This window comes from Rhodoferax sp. MLSD5-FHT05B10 (assembly GCF_058793415.1).
Genome location: NZ_JBXAFT010000017.1, coordinates 1 through 20273, shown reverse-complemented (window position 1 = coordinate 20273; position 20273 = coordinate 1). Strand labels below are relative to the sequence as shown.

The 20273-nt window shown below is 65.0% G+C and carries 22 protein-coding genes and 3 tRNA genes; 15 read left to right on the top strand and 10 right to left on the bottom strand.

Annotated features, from left to right (window positions below; translation table 11 throughout):
* On the bottom strand, positions 1 to 866 hold an 866-nt coding region (locus tag AC1Q5W_RS16595; RefSeq protein WP_492704272.1), incomplete at its 3' end, for a cache domain-containing protein.
* 157 nt (positions 867 to 1023) lie between these two features.
* Positions 1024 to 2646, bottom strand: coding sequence for a methyl-accepting chemotaxis protein (locus AC1Q5W_RS16590; protein ID WP_492644874.1), 1623 nt, complete (start codon positions 2644 to 2646; stop codon positions 1024 to 1026).
* Positions 2647 to 2861: 215 nt separating this feature from the next.
* Here AC1Q5W_RS16590 and AC1Q5W_RS16585 point away from each other — a divergent pair, with 215 nt between their 5' ends.
* Both AC1Q5W_RS16585 and AC1Q5W_RS16580 read left to right on the top strand, forming a co-directional pair.
* Positions 2862 to 3653, top strand: coding sequence for an alpha/beta hydrolase (locus tag AC1Q5W_RS16585; protein ID WP_492644875.1), 792 nt, complete (start codon positions 2862 to 2864; stop codon positions 3651 to 3653).
* A gap of 84 nt (positions 3654 to 3737) precedes the next feature.
* Complete coding sequence (locus AC1Q5W_RS16580) at positions 3738 to 4562, top strand: UPF0149 family protein (RefSeq protein ID WP_492644876.1); 825 nt, start codon at positions 3738 to 3740, stop codon at positions 4560 to 4562.
* A 68-nt stretch (positions 4563 to 4630) separates the two neighbouring features.
* Here the strand turns inward: AC1Q5W_RS16580 and AC1Q5W_RS16575 are convergent, their stop codons facing one another.
* The 6 genes from AC1Q5W_RS16575 to apaG form a co-directional block, all read right to left on the bottom strand.
* Positions 4631 to 5200, bottom strand: a complete 570-nt coding sequence (locus tag AC1Q5W_RS16575) for an outer membrane beta-barrel protein (RefSeq protein WP_492644877.1) — start codon at positions 5198 to 5200, stop codon at positions 4631 to 4633.
* A gap of 109 nt (positions 5201 to 5309) precedes the next feature.
* On the bottom strand, positions 5310 to 5858 hold the full coding sequence (locus tag AC1Q5W_RS16570) for a CinA family protein (RefSeq protein WP_492644878.1): 549 nt from the start codon (positions 5856 to 5858) through the stop codon (positions 5310 to 5312).
* The gene (locus AC1Q5W_RS16565; protein ID WP_492644879.1) at positions 5858 to 6439 is read right to left on the bottom strand and encodes a phosphatidylglycerophosphatase A family protein; all 582 of its coding nucleotides are present in this window, start codon (positions 6437 to 6439) and stop codon (positions 5858 to 5860) included. Before AC1Q5W_RS16565 ends, AC1Q5W_RS16570 begins: the two co-directional genes overlap by 1 nt.
* Before the next feature lie 61 nt (positions 6440 to 6500).
* Complete coding sequence (thiL, locus tag AC1Q5W_RS16560; protein WP_492644880.1) at positions 6501 to 7517, bottom strand: thiamine-phosphate kinase; 1017 nt, start codon at positions 7515 to 7517, stop codon at positions 6501 to 6503.
* Positions 7517 to 9514, bottom strand: coding sequence for a site-specific recombinase (locus tag AC1Q5W_RS16555; RefSeq protein WP_492644881.1), 1998 nt, complete (start codon positions 9512 to 9514; stop codon positions 7517 to 7519). Before AC1Q5W_RS16555 ends, thiL begins: the two co-directional genes overlap by 1 nt.
* Positions 9514 to 9915 carry a Co2+/Mg2+ efflux protein ApaG gene (gene apaG, locus AC1Q5W_RS16550; protein WP_492644882.1) on the bottom strand — a complete coding sequence of 134 codons (402 nt, stop codon included), beginning with the start codon at positions 9913 to 9915 and terminating at the stop codon, positions 9514 to 9516. Before apaG ends, AC1Q5W_RS16555 begins: the two co-directional genes overlap by 1 nt.
* An 89-nt stretch (positions 9916 to 10004) precedes the next feature.
* Here apaG and rpe point away from each other — a divergent pair, with 89 nt between their 5' ends.
* Together rpe and gph are read left to right on the top strand one after the other, a co-directional pair.
* A complete protein-coding gene (gene rpe / locus AC1Q5W_RS16545; protein WP_492644883.1) occupies positions 10005 to 10682 on the top strand; it encodes a ribulose-phosphate 3-epimerase in 678 nt (225 codons plus the stop codon).
* A gap of 6 nt (positions 10683 to 10688) precedes the next feature.
* Positions 10689 to 11393, top strand: coding sequence for a phosphoglycolate phosphatase (gene gph / locus AC1Q5W_RS16540; protein ID WP_492644884.1), 705 nt, complete (start codon positions 10689 to 10691; stop codon positions 11391 to 11393).
* A 37-nt stretch (positions 11394 to 11430) separates the two neighbouring features.
* On the opposite strand, the gene AC1Q5W_RS16535 is transcribed toward gph, so the two are convergent.
* Positions 11431 to 12015 (bottom strand): chalcone isomerase family protein, encoded by a 585-nt coding sequence (locus tag AC1Q5W_RS16535; RefSeq protein ID WP_492644885.1) that lies wholly within the window; start codon positions 12013 to 12015, stop codon positions 11431 to 11433.
* Between the two features lie 116 nt (positions 12016 to 12131).
* The gene (locus AC1Q5W_RS16530) at positions 12132 to 12719 is read right to left on the bottom strand and encodes a chalcone isomerase family protein (protein ID WP_492644886.1); all 588 of its coding nucleotides are present in this window, start codon (positions 12717 to 12719) and stop codon (positions 12132 to 12134) included.
* 396 nt (positions 12720 to 13115) lie between these two features.
* Here AC1Q5W_RS16530 and AC1Q5W_RS16525 point away from each other — a divergent pair, with 396 nt between their 5' ends.
* The 11 genes from AC1Q5W_RS16525 to AC1Q5W_RS16475 form a co-directional block, all read left to right on the top strand.
* Complete coding sequence (locus tag AC1Q5W_RS16525) at positions 13116 to 14651, top strand: anthranilate synthase component I family protein (RefSeq protein ID WP_492644887.1); 1536 nt, start codon at positions 13116 to 13118, stop codon at positions 14649 to 14651.
* A 4-nt stretch (positions 14652 to 14655) separates the two neighbouring features.
* Complete coding sequence (locus AC1Q5W_RS16520) at positions 14656 to 15243, top strand: aminodeoxychorismate/anthranilate synthase component II (RefSeq protein WP_492644888.1); 588 nt, start codon at positions 14656 to 14658, stop codon at positions 15241 to 15243.
* Between the two features lie 66 nt (positions 15244 to 15309).
* The gene (gene ltaE / locus AC1Q5W_RS16515; RefSeq protein WP_492644889.1) at positions 15310 to 16356 is read left to right on the top strand and encodes a low-specificity L-threonine aldolase; all 1047 of its coding nucleotides are present in this window, start codon (positions 15310 to 15312) and stop codon (positions 16354 to 16356) included.
* A gap of 3 nt (positions 16357 to 16359) precedes the next feature.
* Complete coding sequence (locus AC1Q5W_RS16510) at positions 16360 to 17010, top strand: LysE family translocator (RefSeq protein WP_492644890.1); 651 nt, start codon at positions 16360 to 16362, stop codon at positions 17008 to 17010.
* A 12-nt stretch (positions 17011 to 17022) separates the two neighbouring features.
* On the top strand, positions 17023 to 18078 hold the full coding sequence (gene trpD, locus AC1Q5W_RS16505; protein WP_492644891.1) for an anthranilate phosphoribosyltransferase: 1056 nt from the start codon (positions 17023 to 17025) through the stop codon (positions 18076 to 18078).
* The gene (trpC, locus tag AC1Q5W_RS16500; RefSeq protein WP_492644892.1) at positions 18075 to 18863 is read left to right on the top strand and encodes an indole-3-glycerol phosphate synthase TrpC; all 789 of its coding nucleotides are present in this window, start codon (positions 18075 to 18077) and stop codon (positions 18861 to 18863) included. Before trpD ends, trpC begins: the two co-directional genes overlap by 4 nt.
* A gap of 16 nt (positions 18864 to 18879) precedes the next feature.
* Positions 18880 to 19671 (top strand): uracil-DNA glycosylase, encoded by a 792-nt coding sequence (locus tag AC1Q5W_RS16495; RefSeq protein WP_492644893.1) that lies wholly within the window; start codon positions 18880 to 18882, stop codon positions 19669 to 19671.
* A gap of 59 nt (positions 19672 to 19730) precedes the next feature.
* Positions 19731 to 19816, top strand: a tRNA-Tyr gene (locus tag AC1Q5W_RS16490).
* A gap of 38 nt (positions 19817 to 19854) precedes the next feature.
* Positions 19855 to 19928: transfer RNA gene (locus AC1Q5W_RS16485), tRNA-Gly, on the top strand.
* Between the two features lie 38 nt (positions 19929 to 19966).
* Positions 19967 to 20041: transfer RNA gene (locus AC1Q5W_RS16480), tRNA-Thr, on the top strand.
* Between the two features lie 86 nt (positions 20042 to 20127).
* Positions 20128 to 20273: GTP-binding protein (locus tag AC1Q5W_RS16475; protein WP_492704274.1), on the top strand; the 146-nt coding region annotated here is incomplete at its 3' end.

Genomic DNA, 20273 nt, shown 5'->3' with positions numbered 1-20273 from the left:
AGGTCGTTGTTGCCTTGGGCGATTTCGGCGCTGGCCGTGGCCACGCCGTCGGAGCCCTGGCGCACGGAGCTGACGACGCGCGACAGGCTGGTCTGCATGGCGACCATGGACGACAGCAGGCTGGCGATCTCGTCCTTGCCTTGCGGGCAAATCTCCACGGTTAGGTCGCCGTGCGCAACCGAGTCCGCCACTTTCACGGCGGCCCGCAGCCCCTGCCCGATGGAGTGGGAGATCACAAACGCGAGCCAGCCAAAAATCACGATGCCGGCCAGCACTACCAGTGACAGGCGCACGACCAGGGAGATGAATGCGCGGTGCAGGTCATCGGTGTACAGGCCGGAGCCCACGATCCAGCCCCAGGGCTCAAACCCCTGCACGTAGGAGATCTTTTCCACGGCGGCATCCTGCCCCGGCTTGGGCCACAGGTATTGCACGAATCCGGCCTTGTCCTTGCGCACTTTGGCGGCGAAGGTCTCGAAAATGGCCACGCCATTGGCGTCGCGCATGGCGCTGGCGTTCTTGCCATCGAGTTCCGGCTTGATCGGGTGCATGACGACGTTGGCCTGCATGTCGCTGACGAAGAAATACTCTTCCTTGTTGTAGCGCATCTGTGCAATGGCCTGTTTGGCCAGGGCCTGCGCCTGCTCGCGCGGCATCTTGCCGGAGGTCTCCTGCTGGTAGGCCCACTGCAGAACGCCCGAAACCGACTCGACGGTCTGGCGCACCGTGTTTTCACGGTCCTCGCGCGCCAGGTTGCTCTCCTCCCAGGCCATGTAGCCCGATATCCAGATCAAACCCAGTATGCCGACCAGACTCAGGAGCCCGAGCTTGGCCATGATGGAAAGTTGGTTCAGAAAATGTCTCATAGGCGTTTCTTTTCTTATTGGAGGCCAGCGGCGTGCTGCCACTGTTTTGCCAGTGTACTGAGCCAAGCCCGGTGCGGTGGGCTAGCGCATGCATGTTTGAGCCATGTCAATTGGCAAGCCGGCCACGCCGAGCCGACTGCGGGTGCGGGGCTGCCTGTTAGGGCTGCTGCGGGGTTTCCAGGCGCAGCGGGCTGCGAACCCGGTAGGCTGCATCGGTGATGCGCGGGGCGGCGTCGTTGCCGCCGAGCTTGAACACTGCCACCGTCTGCACCAGTTCCTGGGCCTGGCTCTTGAGGCTGGAAGCTGCTGCCGCCATCTCCTCCACCAGCGCCGCATTCTGCTGCGTGGCCTGGTCCATCTGCGTCACCGCCTCGCCTACCTGCGTCACGCCCAGGGCCTGCTCGTTGCTGGCCGCGCTGATCTCGCCCATGATGTCGGTGACCCGCTTGATGCTGCTGACCACCTCGGTCATGGTGATACCGGCCTGGTCGACCAACGCCGTGCCGTGCTCCACCCGCTCCACGCTGGCGCCAATGAGGTTCTTGATCTCCTTGGCGGCCTCGGCACTGCGTCCGGCCAGGCTACGCACTTCCGATGCCACCACGGCAAAGCCGCGGCCCTGCTCGCCGGCACGGGCCGCTTCCACGGCCGCGTTCAGGGCCAGGATGTTGGTCTGAAAGGCAATGCCGTCGATCACGCTGATGATGTCGGAGATCTTGCGGCTGGACTCGTTGATGCCCTTCATGGTGTCGACCACCTGGCCGACGACCTCGCCGCCCTTGACGGCGACGGTGGAGGCGTTCATGGCCAGCTGGTTGGCCTGGCGGGCGCTGTCGGCGTTTTGCTTGACGGTGGAGCCCAGCTCCTCCATGGAGGCGGCGGTCTGTTCCAGGGCGCTGGCCTGCTGCTCGGTGCGGGCCGAGAGGTCGTTGTTGCCTTGGGCGATTTCGGCGCTGGCTGTGGCCACGCCTTCAGAGCCCTCGCGCACGCTGGAGACGACCTTGACCAGGGACTGCGTCATGACAGACAGGGCCGTCATCAGACGGGCGACTTCGTCCTTGCCTTCGCTTTCGATGCTCTGGGTCAGATCCCCGTGTGCGACGGCATGGGCCACGTCCACGGCATCGTTGATTGAGCGCGAGAGGCTGCGGATCAGGGCAATGCCAAACAGCCAGGCCAGTACCAGCCCGGCCACGATGGCGGACACCGCCACCACGCGGATGATCTCGTAGCGCGCAGCGGCAGCGTCATATTCCTTCTTGGCCTCGGCCATCTGGAGCTTGAGCAGCGGCTCCATGCTGGCGCGCAGCTTGTTGTACAGGGGGCTGACGTGTTCCACGTTGATGCGGGAGCCTTCCGCCCAGTCGTTGGCGCGCAACGCGACCACGGCGGGCTTGAGGCCTTGCTGCACGAAGGCGGTGCGGACTTCAATGAAGGCCTTGGCCAGCGCCCGTTCCTCGGGTGTCAGGGGGGCTGCCATGTAGGTGTCCCACAGCTTGCCGATCTCCACAATGTTGGCCTCGATCTCGGCGGTGTTGCGGGCATAGGTCTCCACCGTCGGGTCCAGCAGGGCATCGGAGATCAGTTGCCGGTTGCGCGTGAACAGGCGCTGGATGTCCGAGAAATTGCCCATGGGCAAGGTGCGCTCCACATACACGGTGTGCAAGGCATCATTGCTTCGGACAATGCCGAAAAGACCCATGCCGCCGATGGATACCAGCAGAACCGAGAAGAGGCCCATCAGCAGCAGCAGGCGCGTCGAAATTTTGAACTTGTTCATGGGGAGAGCCAGTGGTTGCCAGGAAATGGGCGCAAGCCCGGATTGATTACTCTACGTGCAAATGCCGGGCTGCGACCGATTGCGTGGGAAGCCTGGGGTTTCCATTGGAGAAACCTTGTCATAAGTCAAGAAATTGTATCTGGCAGACCTAAGGCCGATCTGGGGGAATAATCGGACGGGGTCGAGGCGGGGTGGATGTAATCGGGAGAAATAGCGTGCGCGTACTGCTGAAAATGGGATTGCTGGTGGCGTGGCTGGCGGGTGTGGGGCAGGCCAGCGGACAAGTCGTGGAGCAGGTGGTCGACATCCCCACCCGGCCAGGTGTTACGCAGCGGCTGCTGGTGCTGCCCGTGCCCCAGCCCCGGGCGGCCGTGCTGCTGTTTGCCGGCGGCAATGGCGGACTGCAGATTTCTCCTGCCGGGGCGATTACCCAGCTCGAAGGCAATTTCCTGGTGCGTACCCGCCAGCAGTTTGCCCAGCAGGGGGTGTGGGTGGCGGTGGTGGACGCCCCTTCGGACCGCCAGAGCCCGCCCTACTTGTCGGGCTTTCGCCAGACCGCCGAGCACGTGGCCGATGCCAAAGCCACCCTGGCCTGGGTGCGCGAACAGATCAAGGTGCCGGTGTGGCTGGTGGGCACCAGCCGGGGCACGCAGTCGGTGGCCTACATCGCCACCCAACTGCCAGGCGCCCAAGGCCCCGATGGTCTGGTGCTGACTTCCACCATCTTCACCGAGGACAAGGGGCGCGCAGTGCCGGCCATGGCGCTGGAGAGCCTGCGCATTCCGGTGCTGGTGGTACACCATGAACAGGACGGCTGCCGCCTGTGCCCCTTCAGTGCCGCTCCGGCAATGCTGGACCAGCTCACCCACGCGCCCGCCAGGCAGCTGCTGGCCTTCACCGGCGGCCGGGACCGGGGCGATCCGTGCGAGGCGGCGGCCCACCACGGCTTCAACGGCATCGAGCGCGATGTGGTGACCCAAAGCGTTGCGTGGATACTCTCGCACTAGCGCAAAAGCCCGTCGGGGCCTTGCACCTTATTTATATGCCCGCTGGGCCGCATTCCGCGGCTCCGTGTTTGACGGTAACCCACCATGATCCAAGACCCTGCTCTCACCCCTGCCGTATCCGTGCCTGCGCCACTGGCGCCGGAGGCGTTCGACGAAATCGATGCCATCCTGGACGATTTGCGCACCCGCTACGACGAAACACCCCAGTGGGAATTCTGCGAAGGATTCATGGCGGCGCTGATCTGCTGCCGCCGCGCCATCTCGGCCGAGGAATACCTGGACGTGCTGCTGGCCATTGCGCCGGAAGGCGAGCGCATCACTTCAGACGGTGGCGAAGGCGCGTTTGCCGATGCAGCGCAGCGCGAGCGTTTCCTGCACATCTGGAACCAGCGCTGGGCCGAAGTGGCCAAGGCGCTGGACACGCCGGTGCAGTCACTCGACGAGGAGGGCGTGTACCAGCCCGAGGTGATGGACGTGCGCGGCGCCATTGCCGCCTTGCCCGAGGCCGAGCGCCCGGACCTGGGGGACGAGGCCCTGCCGGCGTTTGGCCAGGTGTGGGCGCTGGGCTTCATGTACGCCGTGGAAGCCTGGCCCGAGGAATGGGCGCCCCCGCGCGACAAGGACGCCGCCAAGTGGCTGGACGCGTCCCTGCAGGCCATCGTCGCGATGACCGAGGACGATACGGGCGAACCCGAGGTGTCGCCGTTTGACGACGACGGGGTGCCCAGCATGAGCGTGGCCCGCCTCAACGCCTTTGCCGATGCGGTGTGGGCCGTGTATGACCTGCGCGAAATCTGGCGCGGCATCGGCCCGCGCGTGGAAACCGTGCACCGCGCCGACACGCCGGGCCGTAACGACCTGTGCTTCTGCGGCAGCGGCAAGAAATACAAGAAATGCCACGGCGCGTGAGGTGCCGTAGCCGGCAATAAAAAACCCGCCTATGGGCGGGTTTTTTATTGTCCGAAGGGACTGAAGAATCAGAACTTGTAGCCCACGCCGAAGGAGAGGCCGCCGGTGCTGGTTTTCCAGGTTTTGCCACCGTAGTCTTTATCGGCAAAGTTGTTTTGCAGGAATTCCACCTGGTAGTACAAGTTGTTGCCGCTCTTGAACTGGGCGCCAATGCCATAGCCGACACCCGTCACGCTGAACGAGCCGGAATTGTCATAGACGGTACCGGACGTGGAGGCAATCTTGCCGTACACCAAGGTGGAGTTGCTCACGGCAAACCCCGGTGCGATGAACACGGCGGCGTTGTCCTTCAGCTTGATGTCGCCGGCCAGGCCGGCAGCGAACGTCAAATCGCCGGCACCTGCCGCAGCTCCCACACCCAGAACGAACTGGTCACCCAGGGCCCAGGCGTATTGCGCCTGCAGGGTTACGTTGGTAGAGGTGCTGGTAGCGGAGCTTGTGGTGTTGTTTTCGATCTTCGAGTTGGCGACGTTGAGGCCACCGAAAACGCTGAAACCTTCAAAATTCTTGGCTTGGGCAAAGGCCTGGGGTGCGGCAAAGGCGGCGATGAGCGCGGTTGCGAGCATGATTTTTTTCATGGGAATCCTCTCTGGGTACAAAGTTGACTGATGGAATACGCGGTGGACGGTGTTTTCACGACGGGGCCACTGTATGCAATTCTATCGGTGGAAACACTGGCTTGCGTTGCTAAAAAGTATCACGTTGTGTGGTAGATGCGGCAGCTTGCAGCCGAACTAGCAGCCCGCGCAGAGCGTGCAACACCGTGGCGGCCCGCACCTGGGCGCGGTCGCCTTCGAAGTGGCATCGTTCGCTCGCGACGCCGGCCGGCGTGACCCAACCGAACCACACGGTGCCTACCGGTTTCTCGCGGCTGCCGCCTGCAGGGCCGGCCACGCCCGTGACGGCCACGGCCACCTGGGCGCGGGAGTGTCGCACGGCGCCTTGCACCATGGCGCGTACCACGCTTTCACTGACGGCACCCTCGTGGGTGATCAGCGCGGCGTCCACCTCCAGCAGCTCGGTCTTGGCATCATTGGAGTAGGTGACGAAGCCGCGCTCGAACCAGGTGCTCGATCCCGCCAGATCGGTGCAGGCGGCGGCAATGAGGCCGCCAGTGCAGCTTTCCGCAGTGGCCAGTAGCCATTGGTTTTCCAGCAGCAAATCGGCAATGGAGGCGCATAGAATCTGCGTCGATAGCTCCTGATTTAATAGCGCATTGCGGGCGCTGGCTGGCATCAGAAGAACCTCCAGGCGGCGATGACCAGCACCGTGCAGCCGGTGGCGACCAGATCGTCGAACAGGATACCAAAACCGGCCTTGCGCCAGGCGGCCGTGTCCGTGGCGGGGTCCAAGTGGTGGTACAGCGCATCGGCCCAGCCGACGGGGCCGGGTTTGACGGCGTCAAAGAAGCGGAACAGGCCAAAGGCCAGCACCTGGCCCACCAGCCCCGTGGGCATGATCAGCCACAGCACCAGCCAGAAAGCCACCACCTCGTCCCACACGATGCTGCCGGGGTCCAGCACGCCCATGTTGCGGGCCGTGACGCTGCAGGCCCACCAGCCAACAGGCAGGCTCAGGCCGATCAGCAGGGCCCAGCGGGCGTCGTTCATCCAGGGAGTCAGTGCGATGAAGGCAATCCAGGCCCACAGCGTGCCAGCCGTGCCGGGTGCAATGCGGGATAAGCCGGAGCCGAATCCTAGTGCCAGCCAGTGCGCGGGGTGCGACAGCAGAAAACGTACGCTGGGGCGTGCCACCGGCGCGGGCTGGCCGGGGTCGGCGGGGAACACGGTGACGGGGGAGGCGTACGGGTCGGTCATGGCCGGCATTATCGGCCAGCGGCCGGCGTTGCCGCGCAGGAGGCCCAGCGGGGCCGGCGTGTCAGGCAAAGTGGTCGAAGGCGGCAAAATTCCCGGTTACCGGCGCGCCCTGGGCATCGACCAGCCGCAGGCCGGGCGCGGCGTCGATCTGCCCGATGCGGGTGACCGGGGTGGCACTGGCGCTGCTGGCGGCCTGCACGGCCGCGCGCTGCCCGGGGGGGGCGGTGAACACCAGCTCGTAGTCGTCACCGCCGCCAAGCACGCACTGCAGTGCCCGGGCGGTGCCAATATCCTGCTCAAACGGGCCTGCAGCACCCGCGTAATGGGCGCTGGCAGCTAGCAAATGCATAGCAAGTGATGTGTCCACGGTGGCGCCCACGCCGGAGCGGGTCAGGATGTGGCCCAGGTCGCCCAGCAGGCCATCGCTCACGTCGGCGGCGGCGGATGCAATGCCGCGCAAGGCCAGCCCCAGTGCCACGCGCGGGGTGGGTTGCTCCAGGCGTTGCCGGGCGGGGGTAAACACCGCTTCGGGCAGCGATAGTTTGCCTTGCAGCATCTCCAGGGCCAAGCGGGCATCGCCCAGCGTGCCGCTGACGTACAGGTCGTCACCGGCACGCGCGCCGCTGCGCAACAGGGCCTGCGTGCCGGGTTGTCCGGGGCGGCGGGCCGCGGCGGCGGGCACTTCGCCAAAGACCGTGATACAGATGGTGAGTGGGCCCTGTGTGGTGTCGCCGCCCACCAGTTCGCAGCCATGGGCATCGGCCAGCGCCAGCAGCCCCTGCGCAAACGGCTCCAGCCACGCCGCGTCTGCGGTGGGCAGGGCCAGCGCCAGGGTGAAGGCCAGTGGCCGTGCGCCGCAGGCGGCCAGATCGCTCAGGTTGACCGCCAGGGCCTTGTGGCCCAGGGTGCGGGGGTCCACATCGGCAAAGAAATGCCGACCCGCCACCAGCATGTCGGTGGAGATGGCCAGCTGCATGCCGGCTGCGGGCTGCAGCAGTGCGCAGTCGTCCCCCACGCCCAGCACGGCCTGGGGTGTGGGGCGGGTGAAGTAACGCGCAATCAGCTCGAACTCGCCCATCAGGCTTCGTCCTTGGCCGGCCACAGGAAACTGCGCGGCGCGTGACGCAGGCGTTGCAGCACCGCCTTGCGGATGCGCACGCGCCCGCCGCCGGAAACGTTGTGGGCCTGCAGGGCGACGCGAAAAGCCAGGTAAAAACTGACGCCCACATTCAGCGCGCCGATCACCGGCAGGCTGGCGACCGCCCACCACAGGGCGGGGTTGCGCCACACCTCCCAGCCCAGGCTGGCGCAGGCCGCGCCCAGCTGACCGGTCGACAGCGTAACGTGGCGCACTTCTGCGGCGAGGCCCAGAAAACCGAGGATGGCGGGCAGCAGGCCCAGCATGAAGCCCAGCGAGATGTTGGACGCAAAGCCGGAGATATGGCGGCGCATGAAGTGGGCCCAGCGGTCGGCCCGGGCCACGCCCAGGCGGCGGGTGATGTGGGGGTTGTAGCGCAGGGCCGAGTCCAGCCGGTGCAGCACGAACCAGTTCTCCACCCAGCCCGCGATGATGCTGGAGGCAAACAGCAGCACGCCGGTCAGGGCCGCGAACAGGGCCGAGGGGCCCCACAGCGCCAGGGAATGGAAGACATGGTCGGCCGTGGCGGCGTCAATCACGGGCCGCCCGGTGAACCACTGCAGCAGCAGCGACAGCAGGACGGCGACCGGAAACACCACCGCCACATTGCCCAGCACGGCCGCCACCTGCGAGCGCACCAGGTGGGTGACTTCGTCCACAAAGGCGTCTAGGTGGGCTGGGTCGGCGATGTCGCGCAGCTTGGCGGCCATGGCCGGCGCGGTCATGGCCGGCTGCTTGGTGGCCACCGTGTAGTGCAGCAGCTGGATGACAACAAAGCTGACGGCATACACCACACCCGACCAGAAGCCGTACCAGAACGCCGACAGGCCCAGCGCCAGCACCGAGAACTTCAGCAGGGTGGTGATGGACATCAGGGCGCCGCCGCCGGCCGCATGGCCCAGCATGGCGCGGTACTCGCCGCGGGTGCGGGTGATGTAGTGTTCGCCCGTTTCCGAACTGCGCTCGGCGACCTTGGCCGCCAGTAGCGAGGAGCTGGCGCTGACCAGTGCGCCCAGGCTGCGTTGCGCCTGGCCCACCGCGGCCAGGTTGGACAGCAGTCGCACGCAGTGGGCGTGGGCCGGGTCGTTCAGCAGGCAGTCCAGCAGCGCGCGGATGCGCAACACCCGCTCGCGCAGCTGCCGCAGGCGAAACACCAGATCCAGCGAAATGCCGTGCGCGTCCAGGTGGGTGTAGACCGAGGCGGCGGCCTGGCGGCAGGCGTCGAGTTGCGCGCGGAAATGCTGCACCGCTTCTTCCAGGCCGTCGCCGCGCAGCCAGGCGTTGCGCACGGCGTCGAGGTCGGCCGAGAGCGAGTGAAACGGCGTGCTGTCCCGGGCCGGCGTGTGCATGCGCAGGCGAATTTCGGGCGAGAAGCCCGCGGCACGAATCTGGCTGGTGCAGAAGGTGATGGCTTCAAGCAGCGTGCTTTGCCAATAGGTGGGTGGTGTGGCCGCGCCAGCCGGCACATTGGCGCTGGGTACGGTCAGCAGCGCGGCCAGGCGTTGCAGCGTGGCGGGCGACAGGGCGCTGAGCCATTGCGCATCCTGCTCGGACGACAGAACCAGGGCAAACAGTTCGCCGGCATCGGCCGTTTCGGGCGACGCGGGCAGCAGCTTGCGGTGCAACCGCTCCACGAATTCGCTGACGAAGGCATTGCGCGAGGCAAACCCATAGTCGGACAGCAGGACCGAGCCGTCCACCGTGCCAATGAGCTGGCGCCACCAGGCTTGCAGGCGTTCGGTGGTGTGGGGCCGGGCGTCCAGCACGTCGAGCAGCATGTCCACCCGGGCGGCGGCGGCCTCTGCCGATGCCCCGTTGCCCCGGATCCAGTCCAGGAGGGCGATCAGCCACAGGTGGCGGTGCACCTGACCGGCGTGTGGGTCCAGCTCGTCGAGCAGGTCGGCGAGGTCGGGTCCGGATGTGGAAAGGGTTCCCATCAGTGCAGTGTGCGCCTTTCGCCGGTGCCGGTGTCGCCGCTCAGGGCGTCGAGCACGAACATGGGCACATCGACGTCAAACTTTTCGCCGTCTTCGGCCACGCAGAAAAAGCTGCCATGCATGGTGCCGGTGGCGGTGCGCAGCCGGGTGCCGCTGGTGTACTCGAACGACTGGCCCGGCTTGAGCAGCGGCTGCTGGCCGATGACGCCCAGCCCCTTGACCTTTTCGGTGTGGCCGTTGGCGTCGTTGACGTTCCAGGTGCGCGCAATCAGCTGCGCGGTCACATCGCCCGTGTTGGTGATGGTGATGGTGTAGGCAAACACGTACAGGTCTTCGTCCGGGGTGGACTGGTCGGGCAAATACTGGGGCGCGACTTCCACTAAAAATTGGTACTTGGGCATGGTGCAATGCTACCTGCGAAAATAATGACCCTGAAACCCTGCGGGACAGCGGCCCCGCCCTGTCTCCAACTGTACCTAGACGGACTCCCATGACCTACCGAATTGCCCCTTCCATTTTGTCTGCCGACTTTGCCTGCCTGGGCGACGAGGTGAAAAACGTCATTGCGGCCGGGGCCGACTGGATCCATTTCGACGTGATGGACAACCACTATGTGCCCAATCTCACGTTCGGCCCCATGGTGTGTCAGGCCCTGAAACCCCATGCCAAGACGGCTACCGGCGTGGCGGTGCCCATTGACGTGCACCTGATGATCTCCCCGGTGGACGCGCTGGCCGCGGCTTTTGCCGACGCCGGGGCCGACCTCATCAGCTTCCACCCCGATGCGTCGGGCCACGTGCACCGCAGCATCCAGGCCATCAAGTCCAAGGGCGTCAAGGCCGGCCTGGTGTTCAACCCGGCTGAACCGCTGGACGTGCTGGACTGGGTGATCGACGACATCGACCTGGTGCTCATCATGAGCGTCAACCCGGGCTTTGGCGGCCAGAGCTTTATCGACTCGGCCTTGCGCAAGATCGAAGACGTGCGCCGCCGCATCACGGCGAGCGGCAAGGACATCCGCCTGGAGGTGGACGGCGGCATCAAGACCGACAACATCCGCCGCGTGGCCGATGCCGGTGCTGACACCTTCGTGGCCGGTAGTGCCATTTTCGGCAAGCCCGACTACAAGAGCGTGGTGGATGCCATGCGCGCGGCCCTGCGCGGCTAAGCGGACATGGCCGTGGACGCAATGGCGCTCAATCCCCGGGATTTTTCCGCGGCAATCGTGGACCTGGACGGTACGCTGGTCGACACCCTGGATGACTTTGTGCTGGCCTTGCAGCGCATGCTGGCTGACCTGCCGCCGCCGTTTGCCACCTATGTGGTCCGGCGCGAGGTGGTGGGGCAACTGGTGGGCAAGGGGTCGGAAAACCTGATCCACAGCCTGCTGGCGCGCATTGAACCGGCCGCCGCAACGAATGAACCACTCTTTGCGCAGGCCCTGCAAGGCTACCAGCGGCATTACGGCGCCATCAACGGCCAGCACGCCCGGGTGTACGACGGGGCGGTGCAGGGGCTGCGCCAGCTGCAGTCGTTCGGGCTCAAACTGGCCTGTGTGACCAACAAGCCCACGGCGTTTGCCCGGGAGTTGTTGTGTCGCATGGGTCTGGATGGATTTTTTGCCCTGACGCTGGGGGGTGACGCGGTGGAGCGCAAGAAGCCTGACCCTCTGCCGCTGCTCAAGGCGTGCGAACTGCTGGGCAGCGTGCCCAGCCAGACCCTGATGGTGGGTGATTCCAGCAACGACGCGCAGGCCGCCCGTGCGGCGGGCTGTCCGGTGCTGCTGGTGAGCTACGGCTACAACCACGGCCAGCCCGTGCGCGCCGTGGACGCGGACGCCTTTACTGATTCGCTGGCCGATATTCCCTGGGGCCGATAGACGCCCAGAGACCCGGTCCAGCGGGGCGAACGTCCGTTTACTTGATGCCCAACAGGGCGTCCTTCAGTTTGAAGTCGGCGGGAACGGGGCCCAGCCAGATGGCCATCAGGGCCTTGTAGAACTCGGGTTCCTTGAAGGGCTCGCCCTGAACCTTGCCACGCGCAAAAATGACCAACCCGGTGCCGGGGATCCAGTCCAGCAGAATGGTTTCACCGGGCAGGAACACCTTGTTGGCGGAGAAGATTTCACTCATCTTCATCAAGCCGGGAATCAGCTTCGACATTTCCGCCTTGGGGTTGTTGTCTTCCATGCCACGGGTCAGCAGCTTGCCGAAGGGGCCCGCCTCGATTTCACGCATCATGGTCAGGGTCATGCGCTTGGGCCCGGGGGCGGCAACCAACTCCTCCAGGCTGTTGATTTTCTTGGTGGTGTACAGGTCGGCAACGTACACCTTGAACGGGCCCTTGAAGCGGGTGCCGGCGCCATTGAGCTGCAGCTTGGTTCCGGCAACGGTGGCGCTGTCTTCGATCTTGACGCCGTAGATTTCGGTGGTGGCGGCCATGGCGGTCGCTCCCATGAACAAAGCCGCGGCACCAGCCAGCAAGTGATGTGTCAGACGCATGGGTTTATCCAGTCAAAAAGGTGAACGTTTGTTCGTTTGTATGCGGTCATTCTGCGCGTGCCGATGGCCGCCACGCATCAGGGTTTTCGCGCATCGAAGCGCGTGGCTTAGCTTGGTCAGGAATCCTTGCCCAGCAGGGCATCCTTGAGTTTCCAGTCGGCGGGCTGGGCGCCCAGCCAGATGCGCATCATGGCAATGAAGAACTCAGGCTCCTTGGTGGGTTCACCCTGGGGCACGCCCTTGACGGAAATGACGGTGCCGGTGCCCGGAATCCAGTCCACGGTGAAGCCGTCACCCGCGACCATTTTTTTCTGGGCGGAGAAAATCTCGCCCTGGTTGATCAGGCCCGGAATCAGCTTGGACATCTGGGCCTTGGGGGTGTTTTCTTCAAACGCCTTGGTAAAGCTCTTGCCCAGTTCATGGGAGTCAATCTCGCGCAGCATGGTGATGCTGATGCGCTTGGGCCCGGGCGCGGCATAGGCCTCTTCCGGTGTGCTCACCTTTTTGCTCAGGTACATGCCTGCGGCATACACCTTGAAGATGGCCTTGTAGCGGGTGCCCGCGCCGTTGAGTTGCAGTTTGGTGCCGCCGACGGTTGCGCTGTCGTCAAACCGGACGCCATTGACTTCCTTGGGGGCTGCGACAACGGTGGCAGCCATCGCCAGGGCGGTGGCGCCGACCAGAAAATGCTTGAAGAGGTGCATGGAAAATTTCCTAAAAAGTGAACGATCGTTCTTTTTTACAAACCCATTGTGCGCCGTTACAAGCTTGTAACAACCTAGGGTTTTTACCAATAACGGGCTGGAGTGTATTTCCGGAGCGGGCGGGCGCAGCGCGGCGGTTTGCTACACTGGGGGCATGTTCATTCATCGCGTCTTCATTGCGGGTTGTAGCGACCGGGGAGCCTGGCCCTGGCGTACGCTGACCGTAAGCCCTGAGCGCTGCGCACGGCACACTGCCTGATTCCCCTTGCGGGATGGCGCGCACACGCTCACCCGTTTTCCCCCGCTCTCCGGGGGCCCTGAAGACAGGCACTGCTCCGGGCGGTGCTGGCGGTATGGCTGCAATCGGCCCCGCCCAGACATTGAGAGGCATTCACCGTGATTTCCGAACTTGAGTTCCAGGCCTTGAGCGCGCAAGGCTATAACCGCATTCCCCTGACGGCCCAGGCCTTTGCCGATCTGGAAACGCCGCTGTCGCTCTACCTGAAGCTGGCCCATGCGCCGGGCGCCGTGGCGGCCCAGGACGCAGACACCGGCAAGTACAGCTTTCTGCTGGAGTCGGTGGTGGGGGGCGAGCGCTTCGGGCGCTACAGCTTCATTGGCCTGCCCGCCCGCACGCTGGTGCGCGCCAGCGGCTTTGGCAAGGACGCCTGCACCGAGGTGGTGACTGACGGCGTGGTGGTGGAGCGTGCCAGCGGCAACCCGCTGGACTTCATCGCCGCCTACCAGCAGCGCTTCAAGGTGGCACTGCGCCCGGGTTTGCCGCGTTTCTGCGGTGGCCTGGCGGGCTACTTCGGTTATGACGCCGTGCGCTACATCGAGAAAAAACTCGAAGCCACCTGCCCGCCCGACGAGCTGGGCTGCCCCGACATCCTGCTGCTGCAGTGCGAGGAGCTGGCCGTCATCGACAACCTCTCGGGCAAGCTGCACCTGATCGTGTACGCCGACCCTGACCAGCCCGAGGCCTATGCCCGTGGCCAGCGCCGGCTGCGTGAGCTCAAAGACCGGCTGGCGCAGGCCGTGAGCATTCCGGCCGTCAAGCCCACGTCCAGCCACCCGGCCCAGCGGGACTTTGCCAAGGCCGATTACATCGCCGCCGTGGAGCGCGCCAAGGAGCTGATCGCCGGCGGCGACTTCATGCAGGTGCAGGTGGGCCAGCGCATCAAGAAGCGCTACACCGAGTCGCCGCTGAGCCTGTACCGGGCCCTGCGTTCGCTCAACCCCAGCCCCTACATGTACTACTACCACTTTGGCGACTTCCATGTGGTGGGCGCCTCGCCGGAAATTCTGGTGCGCCAGGAGCAGGTGAGCGTGGAGGGCGTGCCGGCCACCAAGGTCACCATCCGCCCCCTGGCCGGCACCCGCCCGCGCGGCGCCACGCCGGAGCTGGACAAGGCGGCCGAGGTGGAGCTGGTGAACGACCCCAAGGAGCGCGCCGAGCACGTGATGCTGATCGACCTGGCGCGCAACGACATCGGCCGCATCGCCCAGATCGGCAGCGTCAAGGTGTCCGACGCCTTCTGCGTGGAACGCTACAGCCACGTCATGCACATCGTGAGCAATGTGGAGGGCACGCTCAAGGAGGGCATGACCAGTATGGACGTGCTCAAGGCCACCTTCCCGGCCGGCACCCTCACCGGCGCGCCCAAGGTACACGCCATGGAGTTGATCGACCAGCTGGAGCCCACCAAGCGCGGCCTGTACGGCGGTGCCTGCGGTTACCTGAGCTATGCCGGCGACATGGACGTGGCCATTGCCATCCGTACCGGCATCATCAAGAACCAGACGCTGTACGTGCAGGCCGCCGCCGGCGTGGTGGCCGACAGCGTGCCCGAACTGGAGTGGAAGGAAACCGAAGCCAAGGCCCGCGCCTTGCTGCGCGCCAGCGAACTGGTGGAAGAAGGGCTGGAGTAACACCATGAGCGCAAAAATCAAACTGTTGATGATCGACAACTACGACAGCTTCACGTACAACATCGTTCAGTACTTTGGTGAACTGGGCGCCGAGGTGGAAGTGTTCCGCAACGATGAGATCACCGTGGAAGGGATTGCCCAGCGCAACCCCGACCGCCTGGTGGTTTCGCCTGGTCCGTGCTCGCCGGCTGAAGCCGGCATTTCGGTGGCGGCCATCCAGCATTTCATGGGCAAGCTGCCGATCCTGGGCGTGTGCCTGGGCCACCAGAGCATTGGCGCCGCCCTGGGCGGCAAGATCGTGCGGGCCCGGGAGCTGATGCACGGCAAGACCAGCGTCATCACCACCACGCAGGAGGGCGTGTTTGCCGGCCTGCCCAGGCAGTTCACGGTGAACCGCTACCACTCGCTGGCCATCGAGCGCGCCACCTGCCCGAAGGAGCTGGCTATCACCGCCTGGACCGACGACGGCGAGATCATGGGTATCCGGCACACGGGTCTGGCGGAGGCGGTGCGCATGGAAGGGGTGCAGTTCCACCCCGAGTCCATCCTGACCGAGCACGGCCATGCCATGCTGCAGAACTTCCTGCGCTGAAAGGCGTTGTTTGCGCTATGAATTTCATAGCTGTTTGCGCAATGTTTACGGGGATTGGAGGCCAGTATGAGCACAATTGTTGATCTGCGCAGCGACACGGTGACGCAACCCACGCCGGCCATGCGCGCCGCCATGATGGCCGCCCCATTGGGCGACGACGTGTTTGCCGACGACCCCAGCGTCAACGCGCTGCAGGAACGCATCGCGCAGATGCTGGGTTTTGAGGCTGCGTTGTTTGTGCCCACCGGGACCCAGAGCAACCTGTGCGCCATCCTGGCGCATTGCCAGCGCGGCGATGAATACATCGTTGGCCAATTTGCGCATTGCTACCGCTGGGAGGGCGGTGGCGCCGCGGTGTTGGGCAGCGTGCAGCCACAGCCGCTGGCGCACCAGAGCGACGGCACGCTGGCGCTGGCCGACATCGAGTCATCCATCAAGCCCGATGACGCCCACTTCGCCCGCACCCGGCTGCTGGCGCTGGAGAACACGCTGGGCGGCAAGCTGCTGCCGTTTGCCTATGTGCAGGCAGCGACCGACCTGGCCCGGCGCAAGGGGCTGGCCCGCCACCTCGACGGTGCGCGCCTGTTCAATGCCGCCACTGCCCAGGCGGCGCACACGGGCGGCGATGTCCGCGCCGAGGCGCGCGCCATTGCCCAGTGCTTTGACAGCGTTTCGGTCTGCTTCAGCAAGGGGCTGGGGGCGCCGGTGGGGTCAGCCCTGTGTGGCAGCCGCGACTTCATCGCCCGTGCCCACCGCATCCGCAAGATGGCCGGCGGCGGCATGCGCCAGTCCGGCATGCTGGCGGCCGCCGCGTCCCACGCACTGGAGCACCATGTGGAGCGCCTGGCGCAGGACCACGCCCTGGCGCGGCGCCTGGCCGATGGCCTGGCCGGTATCGACGGCCTACAGGTCGAGGCCCCGCAGACCAACATCGTGTTCGTGGACCTGACGGGCGCGGCGCGCGACCAGTCAGCCGGACTGCTGGCGCACCTGGAGATCCAGGGCATCCGGGCCACCGGCCTGTACCGCCTACGGTTTGTTACGCATCTGGACGTGGACACCGCCGGCGTGGACCGGGCGGTGGCCGCCGTGCGGCAGTATTTCAAGACCTGAGGCATGGCCACCGATCAACTCCTGTTATTCGTGGCGGCAGGCCTGCTGCTCAACCTGACGCCGGGGCCGGACGTGCTGTACGTGGTGGCCAATGCCCTGCGCGCGGGTACCCGCGCCGGCGTGGTGGCGGCGCTGGGCATTGCGGCGGGCTGCTTTGTGCACATCTTCGCCGCCGCCCTGGGGGTGAGCGCGCTGATGGCCGTATCGGCGACGGCGTTCATGCTGCTCAAGTGGGCGGGAGCGGCCTACCTGGTCTACGTGGGGCTGCGCATGCTTGGGTCGTGCGCGCCATCTGCTATGAATTTGGAAGCTGGTCGCGCAGGTTCCATGCCGGCCGGTGGCCTGAAAGACATCTTTTTCCGCGGCTTCTGGACGAATGCGCTCAACCCCAAGGTGGCCCTGTTCTTCCTGGCCTTTGTGCCGCAGTTCATTGCGCCGGCCGTCGAGCACAAGGCGCTGGCCTTTCTGCTGCTGGGGCTGCTGTTCAACTTCAACGGCCTGTGGGTCAACATCGGCTGGGCCGTCGCGGCGGCGTGGCTGGCCGCGCGTGCCGGTGCGGTGCAGCGCAGCCTGCACCGGCTGGAGCGCGTCGCCGGCGTGCTCTTCATTGGTTTTGGCCTGAAGCTGGCCCTCACAGACAACCCGAATCCTTAAGGAAACCTCGCTATGCCCGAATCCATCAAAATCACGCCCCAGGAAGCGCTGCAGCGCACCATCGAACACCGCGAGATTTTTCACGACGAGATGCTGTACCTCATGCGCCAGATCATGTCGGGGGAAATGTCGCCGGTCATGATCGCGGCCCTCATTACCGGCCTGCGCGTCAAGAAGGAAACCATTGGTGAAATCACCGCGGCCGCGCAGGTGATGCGCGAGTTCTCCACCAAGGTGGAGGTGGCGGACAAGACTCATCTGGTGGACATCGTGGGAACCGGTGGCGACGGTTCGCACACCTTCAACATTTCCACCTGCTCCATGTTCGTGGCCGCAGCGGCGGGCGCCAAGGTGAGCAAGCACGGGGGCCGAAGCGTCAGCAGCAAGAGCGGCAGCGCTGATGTCATCGAGGCCCTGGGCCTGAACCTGAACCTGACGCCCGCGCAGATTGCCCGCTGCATCGCGGAGCAGGGGGCAGGCTTCATGTTCGCGCCCAACCACCATCCGGCCATGAAGAACGTGGCGCCGGTGCGCCGCGAACTCGGCATCCGCACCATCTTCAACATTCTGGGGCCGCTGACCAATCCGGCCGGTGCCCCCAACATCCTGATGGGGGTGTTCCATGCGGACCTGGTGGGTATCCAGGTGCGAGCCCTGCAGCGCCTGGGCGCCGAGCACGCCCTAGTGGTGTATGGCAAGGACGGCATGGACGAGGTGAGTCTGGGTGCCGCCACTCTTGTGGGCGAGCTGAAGAACGGCGCAATCACCGAGTACGAAATCCACCCCGAAGACTTTGGCATGGTCATGTCCAGCAACCGGGCCCTCAAGGTGGAGACGCCCGAGGCCTCCAAGGCCATGTTGCTGGGCGTGCTGGACAACCAGGCGGGGCCCGCCAAGGACATCGTCATTCTCAATGCCGGCGCGGCCCTGTATGCGGCCAATGTGGCCGCCAGCCTGGAAGCCGGCATGCAGCTGGCGCGCACGGCGATCGAATCCGGCGCGGCCAAGGCCAAGCTGGACGCACTGGCCGCACTGACACGCCAACTGGCCAACAAGGATCAAGCATGAGCAATATTCTGGACAAGATCGTCGCCGTCAAACGCGAGGAGGTGGCTGCCGCCATCCAGCGCAAATCACTGGAGGCGATGCGCGCCGACGCGGAGTCGCGCCTGCTGACGCGCGACTTCGTGGGCGCCATGCGCGCCAAGATTGCAGCTGGACGTCCGGCCGTGATTGCCGAGGTCAAGAAAGCCAGCCCTAGCAAAGGCGTGCTGCGCGAAGATTTCATTGCAGCCGACATCGCGCAGTCCTATGCCGAACACGGTGCCGCCTGTCTGTCGGTGCTGACCGACCGGCAGTTCTTCCAGGGCAGCGTGGACTATCTCAAGCAGGCCCGGGCCTCCTGCCAGCTTCCGGTGCTGCGCAAGGACTTCCTGGTGGACGCCTACCAGGTGTACGAGTCGCGCGCCATGGGGGCCGACTGCATCCTGCTGATTGCCGCCTGCCTGGACGATGCGCAGATGAAGGACATGGAAGCCATGGCCCGCAGCCTGGACATGGCCGTGCTGGTGGAAGTGCACGATCGGGCGGAACTGGAGCGGGCACTCAAGCTCAAGACGCCGTTGATTGGCGTCAACAACCGCAACCTGCAGACCTTCGAGGTGTCGCTGGACACCACGCTGACCCTGCGTGCCGCAGTGCCGGCCGACCGCCTGCTGGTGACGGAAAGCGGCATCCAGACCCGTGAGGATGTGCTGCGCCTGGGCGCCGCCGGCGTCAACGCGTTCCTGGTCGGTGAGGCCTTTATGCGCGCGCCCGATCCGGGTGAAGCGTTGGCTGCGCTGTTCGGCTGAGTCCGGGAGCTGGCGCATGGCGGTCGGTCGCGGGCTGCAAGAGGACTTTTTTTCGGCCGATGCGGATGGGGCAGAGCCGTCCGCTCCCGCTTTGGATGTCTGGGAGCCCCGGCACTGGTTGGTGGCGCCGGACTGGCAGGCCACGGTGGAGCGCTTTCTGGGCAGCCCGGCGGGGCAGCGCCTGGAGGCCTTCATTCGTCAGCGGCTGCAGGCTGGCGCGGTCATTTATCCGCCACACCCCTTGCGCGCACTGGAGCTGACGCCACTGGCGGACGTCAAGGTGGTGATCGTGGGGCAAGACCCCTACCATGGCCCGGGGCAGGCGCAAGGGTTGGCATTTTCCGTCGCGCAGGGCATTGCGCTGCCACCTTCGTTGCGCAACGTGTTCAAGGAGCTGGCCTGGGAAGCGGCCCAGGCCAACCCCGCTGCGCCGCCGCGGCCCCAGCCGTCCAGCGGTTCGCTGGTGCGCTGGGCGCAGCAGGGGGTGCTATTGCTCAATACCTGCCTCACCGTGGAGCAGGGGCAGCCGGCCAGCCATGCCGACCAGGGCTGGGAGGTGCTGACAGACGCCATCCTGCAGGCCGTGTTGGCCAATGGCAAGCCGGTGGTTTTCCTGCTGTGGGGCGCACACGCGCAAAAACTGGCCGGGCAGGTGCTGGCTGCGCCCGGCAATCACCAGGTCCTGACCGCGAATCACCCGTCGCCCTTGTCGGCGCTACGGCCGCCACAGCCTTTCATTGGCTGCGGGCACTTCCGCCAGGCCAATGAATTCCTGGTGCGGGCAGGAGAAACGCCGATAGATTGGTAATTGTTTGCGGCCGAATGTTGTGGAGACACAAATTAATGGCATAATCCGGAGTTCACCGAGGAGAGGTGGCCGAGTGGTTAATGGCAGCAGACTGTAAATCTGCCCTCTTACGAGTACGCTGGTTCGAATCCAGCCCTCTCCACCAGTGACAAGCTGACTGTTAGATTTGCAAGGCGGGCCTGTGCGGGGTTCGTATAGTGGTAATACCTTAGCCTTCCAAGCTAAAGCGAGGAGTTCGATTCTCCTACCCCGCTCCACAGTCGGTGTGTTGTTGGTTGTGTGTAAAAGTTTTAAAGCCCTTTTGGCTCAGTGGTAGAGCACTCCCTTGGTAAGGGAGAGGTCGCGGGTCCGATTCCCGCAAAGGGCACCAGTTTTGTGCGTGGCCGCTGGCGTGTTGGTTTTGGCGGTTGTACGGCGTTTTTAATGGTTTGAACTCATTACTTTTCGGAGTTAAATATGGGAAAAGAAAAATTCACGCGTACCAAGCCCCACGTCAACGTGGGCACCATTGGTCACGTTGACCATGGCAAGACCACGCTGACGGCAGCCATCACCACCGTGCTGGCAACCAAGTTCGGCGGCGAAGCCAAGGGCTACGACCA